This window comes from Shewanella sp. SM69, assembly GCF_025653985.1.
Classification (GTDB): domain Bacteria; phylum Pseudomonadota; class Gammaproteobacteria; order Enterobacterales; family Shewanellaceae; genus Shewanella; species Shewanella oncorhynchi.
Genome location: NZ_JAKKRV010000028.1, coordinates 26,036 through 32,888, shown reverse-complemented (window position 1 = coordinate 32,888; position 6,853 = coordinate 26,036). Strand labels below are relative to the sequence as shown.

General features: G+C 44.9%; 5 protein-coding genes and 1 tRNA gene. 4 read left to right on the top strand and 2 right to left on the bottom strand.

The genetic code is table 11. The features are described 5' to 3' along the window. The first annotated feature begins 104 nt into the window (after positions 1-104). A tRNA-Asp gene (locus L5M37_RS22875) sits at positions 105-181 on the top strand. A 495-nt stretch (positions 182-676) separates the two neighbouring features. On the opposite strand, the gene rsd is transcribed toward L5M37_RS22875, so the two are convergent. Then, a complete protein-coding gene (rsd, locus tag L5M37_RS22870) occupies positions 677-1,156 on the bottom strand; it encodes a sigma D regulator (protein WP_113941703.1) in 480 nt (159 codons plus the stop codon). A gap of 457 nt (positions 1,157-1,613) precedes the next feature. Between rsd and hemE the strand changes: the two genes are divergently transcribed. The 3 genes from hemE to L5M37_RS22855 all read left to right on the top strand — a co-directional run bounded on the left by hemE (position 1,614) and on the right by L5M37_RS22855 (position 6,544). Continuing rightward, entirely contained in the window at positions 1,614-2,678 is a 1,065-nt protein-coding gene (gene hemE, locus L5M37_RS22865; RefSeq protein WP_113941705.1) for a uroporphyrinogen decarboxylase, read from the top strand. A 407-nt stretch (positions 2,679-3,085) separates the two neighbouring features. Next, positions 3,086-5,665 (top strand): putative bifunctional diguanylate cyclase/phosphodiesterase, encoded by a 2,580-nt coding sequence (locus tag L5M37_RS22860; RefSeq protein WP_263201886.1) that lies wholly within the window; start codon positions 3,086-3,088, stop codon positions 5,663-5,665. A 75-nt stretch (positions 5,666-5,740) separates the two neighbouring features. Further along, positions 5,741-6,544, top strand: coding sequence for an SDR family oxidoreductase (locus L5M37_RS22855; protein ID WP_113941707.1), 804 nt, complete (start codon positions 5,741-5,743; stop codon positions 6,542-6,544). A gap of 18 nt (positions 6,545-6,562) precedes the next feature. On the opposite strand, the gene L5M37_RS22850 is transcribed toward L5M37_RS22855, so the two are convergent. Further along, positions 6,563-6,790, bottom strand: coding sequence for a hypothetical protein (locus L5M37_RS22850; RefSeq protein WP_105250390.1), 228 nt, complete (start codon positions 6,788-6,790; stop codon positions 6,563-6,565). Between the last annotated feature and the right edge of the window lie 63 nt (positions 6,791-6,853).

Sequence of the window (6,853 nt, the reverse complement as noted above, 5' to 3'; positions counted from 1 at the left end):
GAAGTGAAACGCAAACGCGCCGATGGTAGTGTGGGGTCTCCCCATGTGAGAGTAGGTCATCGCCAAGCGCCTAATTTAGGTTAACGTGTAGACGTTAAGCTAAAGGAGCGGTAGTTCAGTTGGTTAGAATACCGGCCTGTCACGCCGGGGGTCGCGGGTTCGAGTCCCGTCCGCTCCGCCAACATTAAGAGATAAGCCTCATCGAAAGATGAGGCTTTTTTCGTTATGGCGTCGCGGGTAATTCGTGTCCGTGACGCTAACGCTTCGGGCTCGAAGCATGTGGTTATCGTCATAGTCGGGCATCATGTAGATGACATTCTTATCAGAATATGAAATTTTTGTTTTAAAGCTAAACCTATTCTATTAATTAGCAAAGTTTATCCATTTCCGAAAGCCCAACTGAGTCATCTTCTGTGGCTCCTCAAGACATTAATGCTATCGAGCATTACATAACAATATCGCCATACCTATTGAAACAACGATTTGCCAATGTGTGCTGCCTCGGCCATGACTACATCTGCTCTATCGGATTCAATTTGATTCAAACGGTTGCTGTCTGATGGCACTAGGACGTGTTCCTGTAGTCGCCCAAAGCCATGCTACTTCATTTTCAAAACGATTGAGGGAAAGGATAGATAAGCGCACAGATGCAGCAAGGTGCGCTTAGGAAGGGGGGCTACTGGTTGTGCTCAGAATGTTTGCGATGGAGAACTTCAAGTAGTTCATCTTCGAGTTCGAAGCGTGTTTCCATATTATGGGCGAGCTCAGATAGGTCTTTATCGAGTTGATATAATACGAAATCGTCTTGTGTTTCCGCATATTTATCGTTGAAATCTAATGCTGCATTCGTGGTTGGCGTGATTTTGGGCAATACTTGTTGCGCGAGCGTTTTGCTTGATTCGCCATATTCACTGCAGGCATTAACGACTTTATCATAGACCTCGAAATGTCCTTCGGAGACATAGTCAACTAATAAGTCACAGAAAGATTTAACATGTTCGAACGAGGGAAGTGATTTTTCTGATTTACTGTAAGGAGGAAGCCCAGCAATTTGGCAGTAATGCACTAACAGTTTTCGACGGTTTTTTAGCCATTGATCAATAAGCTTATTTGAACCGCCCCACTTCTGTTCTGCTTTTTCGAGTTCTCTCAGCATGATGCATTCCATTTAAGTGCCAGCACATAACTCTAATGTAGGGACAAGTTGCTAATCGATCAACTCTTTTCATGCGAATTTGCGAGAATGACGAAATGGACAAACCAGCTGTTTCGTATCGGAAAATGCAAATAAAAAGCCCAACGATAGAAACCTATCGTTGGGCGAGTAAAGTTTATAGCAGGCTCGATGCGACGAGCTTCTTGATTGTTCTTGCTAGCGCAGACTTTTTATACCAAAGGCGGGGAACCGGCGCAACTTTTTTCTGTCTGAGTGTGACTTCGTTACGAATAAATGAGCAGTATGTTAGCTGGCTAACATTTTCCGGTTTATGCGGTCAAATCGACGCCAATGATGGGGAATAGCTCACATAAATTTGCACATAAAGGTTACATTATTCGCGTAAATGCTAAACTACCGACCCAGCGGATCTCAATAAGACTAGGAACCAAGCCCAATGGCAGAATTAAAGAATGATCGTTATTTACGCGCCCTACTAAAAGAGCCTGTCGATGTGACCCCTGTGTGGATGATGCGTCAAGCTGGCCGTTATCTTCCTGAATATAAAGCCACTCGCGCTCAAGCGGGTGACTTCATGTCTTTGTGTAAAAATCATGAGCTTGCCTGTGAAGTCACGCTGCAACCTTTACGTCGTTATGATCTCGATGCGGCGATTTTGTTTTCCGATATCCTAACTGTGCCCGATGCTATGGGTTTAGGTTTGTATTTTGAGGCGGGTGAAGGCCCACGTTTCGAGCGCCCAACAGACACTATCGATGCGATCAAAAAGCTCTCAATTCCAGATCCAGAAGATGAGCTGGGTTATGTGATGAAAGCCGTTAGCACTATTCGCCGTGAACTGAATGGCGCAGTGCCGTTAATTGGCTTTTCTGGCTCACCTTGGACCTTAGCGACTTATATGGTTGAAGGTGGTTCGAGCAAAACCTTCGAAAAAATTAAGAAGATGGCTTACGCAGAGCCAATGGCATTACACATGCTGTTAGATAAATTAGCCGATTCAGTGATCCTATACCTGAATGCTCAAGTTGCTAACGGTGCGCAATCTTTGATGATTTTTGACTCATGGGGCGGCGCGTTATCGCACTCTGCTTACCGTGAGTTCTCTTTGCGTTATATGCAGAAGATTATTGATGGTCTGACACGCTTTGCCGATGGCCGTAAAGTGCCAGTGACGCTGTTTACTAAAGGCGGTGGTTTGTGGCTAGAAGCGATGGCAGAAACTGGCTGTGATGCACTAGGTTTGGATTGGACGGTAGACATTGCCGATGCCCGTCGTCGTGTAGGCCATAAAGTGGCATTGCAAGGCAACATGGACCCATCTATGTTGTATGCGCCAATTCCACGTATCGAAGAGGAAGTTGGTCATATTTTAGCGGGTTATGGTGAAGGTACTGGCCATGTATTTAACCTAGGCCATGGTATTCATCAGCATGTCGATCCAGAACATGCTGGCGCCTTTATCAAGGCGGTTCATGTGCAATCAAAGCAATACCATAAATAATTTTTGGTTTGCGAAACAGGCCCGCTTGCGGGCCTGTTTTATATCCGACATTTGAATTTGATAGCGTTGGAGCTTCTGGCGAAGGTATCTTTATGGATTAGCGTATGCGGTGGTTTCTATCGTCTGCTAGCTTAATTTTAAACAACGACTTGAATTCCCTATATTCACATACTGATTATGTGTGAATTATCTTGATAAAAAAGTAAAATTCAGAATCGTTTAATTTATAAATTTTATTTTTAAATCAAAGGTATGAAATGGATTTAATTGCATGGAAATGTCTACTTTAGCAACGACTAAAGCGAAGTGATGTTTAATACTATTCGCAAATGAGATATGTTGCATGGCGCAGTGAAGGATTATGCAAGGCCGTCAATCAATTTAGTCATAACAAGCCGTGGTAAGAGATGCACATTGGCAAGAAAATAATGGTATTTATTGCGGGCTTTTGTCTCCCTGCGGTGGTAATTGTCTCCTATTGTCTTGGTTATTGGTACGACCATCGCGTCGAGCTATTACGTCAAGATAGTGCTAACCGTGAGCTTGCCAATATCCAGCAGCAGTTTCAAATTGATGTAGATCGCTTAACCTTTCTCACTAATATCTATGCCTTACCTTTGTCTCAATTAGATGAAGACCAACTTAAAAAGCTTGAATCCTCGTGGCGCGATAGCTCAATGTCAGCCAATCTGAGTTGGTATATTCTACGACAGGGTGAATTGCACCCTTTTTTCCCCAATGAACGTCCCTTTGAGAATGATAAGTTACGAGAAATCGCCAGTGCTATTGTCAGTGCCGATAAGCCCAGTGTTGCTGGCGCTTATTTGATGGGCAAGTATGCTTATGTCGTTACTTCCGTGGCTTCTGCGCCCAATGAATCTGTGCTGCTGGTACGCCAACTGACTGATAAAGACTTACTGGAATATGCTCAGGCCTTATTGGTGACTAAGGTGAGCATGAGCCATTCTCGCGACGTTACGCCAACAGTTGATGGTGTGCACAGTGACGCGATTAACATTCCAAGCCTGCTAAAAGATAAGCCTGTCTACCTGCAAGTACTGTTTTCCGATGGTCCCTTTAGGGAGGTTAAATTTCAACTCGATTGGGTATCGCTCGGATTTATTCTCTTTGGTGTGTTTATTGTTGGTCTTGGTTATATTTGGCTGCGTTCGGGCTTACTCAAACCCTTTAAAAATCTGATGCATCAATTGGCGCTGGTCGATCCTATGTCTAGTGTCTATCAACCCGTTACAAGCGAGGGTAATGAAGAATTAGAAGTGCTCGCCAGCCGTGTTAATAGCTTGCTGGCAAGAATTTATCAGCAAAAAGAACGCGCGAAAATCACCTTAGAATCCATTGCTGAAGCGGTGATTTTGACCGATGTCGATGCCAACGTGATTTATATGAATCCGCGGGCCGAGTTGCTTCTCGATGTTGCTAGTTGCTATGCCATAGGTCAGAGCCTTGCGAGTCTGTTAAAGGCTGGGGAGCAGTTGAACCAAGCGGTTTTTACCTGCATTCGTCTCGAAGAATCAGCGCCGCAGGTCGAGAAAATCAAGCTATTAACTGCTTCGCCTCGGATTATGGAGCGCAGTATCAGCAATCTGCGCAATCACGATAAAGAAATTGTTGGTACTGTCGTGGTATTGCGGGATATCACTCAAGAAGAGTTGCTTAAACACCAGCTACAAAAAAGGGCAAATTTCGATAGCATTACAGGGCTGCTAAACCGTCAGGCATTTGATGAGCAGTTACCCCAATTTGCTGCTTCAGCCAAAACTATCGCCGTTTGTTACCTCGATTTGGAGCAATTCAAGTTGATTAACGACAGCTGTGGCCATACTGCAGGCGATCGTATGCTTGCTATGGTGGCTAAGGCAATGCAGGCTTGTCTTGGACCACAGGAGCTATTGGCGCGCCTTGGTGGCGATGAGTTTGGTTTAGTGATTTGTAATCGTAGTGCCTTATCTGTGGCGCAGTTACTGAAGCAAATGATCGCGCAAGTCTCCATGCAAGTGTTGAACGATAAAAACTGTAATTATAAAGTTGGCCTCAGCATAGGTGTCGCTTTTGGACGTGCGCCTTATATTGATGCGCAAGAATTATTGAAAGACGCGGACATTGCCTGCATTGCCGCTAAAGCTAAGGGGGCTAATCAAATTCATTTTTACGATGATAAAGATAAAGAACTCACCTACCAAAGAAATGCGCCTAAGTGGGCGGTACGTATCGCGCAAGCGATTGAAGAAAACGAGTTGATCCTGTATTACCAACCGATCCGCGGGCTAGGCAGTGGTCCGCAGCGACAACGAATGGAAATCCTGTTACGAATTCAAGAGCCCTGTGGCCGCATTTTGGCGCCTGCGCAGTTTATAGCCGCCGCTGAACGTTTTAAGTTGATGCCAGATATCGATAAAGAAGTCATCCGCAAAGCTTTTTTATGGTTGTCTTTGAACCCCGTGCTTTGGCCTGATCATTGTATTTCGATCAACCTTTCAGGCAATAGTTTAGGTGCCGAAGGTATGGTGGAATATATCGCCCAGCAGCAACACATTTTTGATATTCCAAGCCAATGTATTTGTTTTGAAATTACTGAAACCACCGCGATCCAAAATCGCAATCGTGGTATGGAAATGTTGAAGCAGTTACGTAAACTCGGTTTTTCATTTGCACTGGATGATTTTGGCAGTGGTTTTGCCTCTTATGGTTATCTGCGTGAGCTGCCGGTGGATTATGTCAAAATCGACGGCTGTTTTATTAAGAATCTCGCCGTGAATGCTAAAGACTACGCCATCGTTAAATCGATTCAGGATGTTTGTCGGGTTATGGGAATCGAGACTGTTGCTGAATTTGTTGAGAATCAGGATATTATTGACAGGTTGTTGAGCATAGGCATTAATTATGCGCAAGGTTATGCGATAGGGCGCCCGCAACCCTTAGCTAATTATCGTGAGCAATATGAGACGAGGCTTGCACAACGCGCCTGAAGGATTGCGCTTTTAGCGTGATTATGCCAATTTAGCAAAAGGCGTAATTAACATAGCGATAACAAAGGAATGACTATGGATGGACTCACTGGCAAGGTCGTGATCATCACGGGTGCCTCAGAAGGTATTGGTCGGGCGCTCGCAGTGGCAATGGCGCGAATGGGCTGCCAACTGGTGCTCAGTGCGCGTAATGAAACACGTCTCGCCTCACTCGCTTTAGAAATCGCTAATTATGGTCCGCCTCCTTTTGTGTTTGCCGCCGATGTCTCCAGTCCTGAACAGTGTGAAGCCTTAGTTGAAGCTGCAGTTGCGCATTATGGCCATCTCGATATTTTGATTAACAATGCTGGCATGACTATGTGGTCACGTTTTGATGAACTGACTCAGCTCTCGGTGCTTGAAGACATAATGCGGGTGAATTATCTTGGTCCTGCGTATTTAACCCATGCCGCGTTACCGCACTTGAAAGCCAGTAAAGGCCAAGTGGTGGTTGTGGCGTCAGTCGCTGGATTAACGGGCGTTCCTACTCGCAGCGGTTATGCCGCTTCTAAACATGCTGTGATTGGTTTTTTCGATTCTTTGAGGATTGAATTAGTGGATGATAATGTGGCCGTAACTGTTATTTGCCCCGATTTTGTAGTGTCACAAATTCACAAACGTGCCCTCGATGGTGCTGGTAATCCTTTAGGCAAATCTCCGATGCAGGAAGCTAAGATACTGACGGCTGAGCAATGCGCTAATATGATGTTGCCAGTGATTGCAACTCGAGGCCGTCAACTGATTACTTCACTTCGCGGTCGTTTGGGGCGTTGGCTTAAGCTGATCGCACCAGGCTTAATCGACAAAATTGCCCGCAGGGCGATCGCCTCCGGGCACTAAAGTCTTTGCCACTACAAGCTATTTGCCACTCTTATTGAGATGCTTAATGATGGATTGTTCAGCTTCACTTTGAGTCGCTTTGTCCCCATCGATATCGATAGTCACAGTCGCGTTATGGCCCGTCATATCCTCTGCAATATGAAACCAATCTGGATGCCAGTAAAAGCTGGCTCCTTCTAGGGTTTGCCAGTTATGTACGCCTGATTTTTCACCTTGATAAATAAGATCTTTTATCGAATAACCCATATATTTACCCCATTAATTTCATGATTGTTAAAAATATAAGAAGCTAAATGGTGCACGTCATCT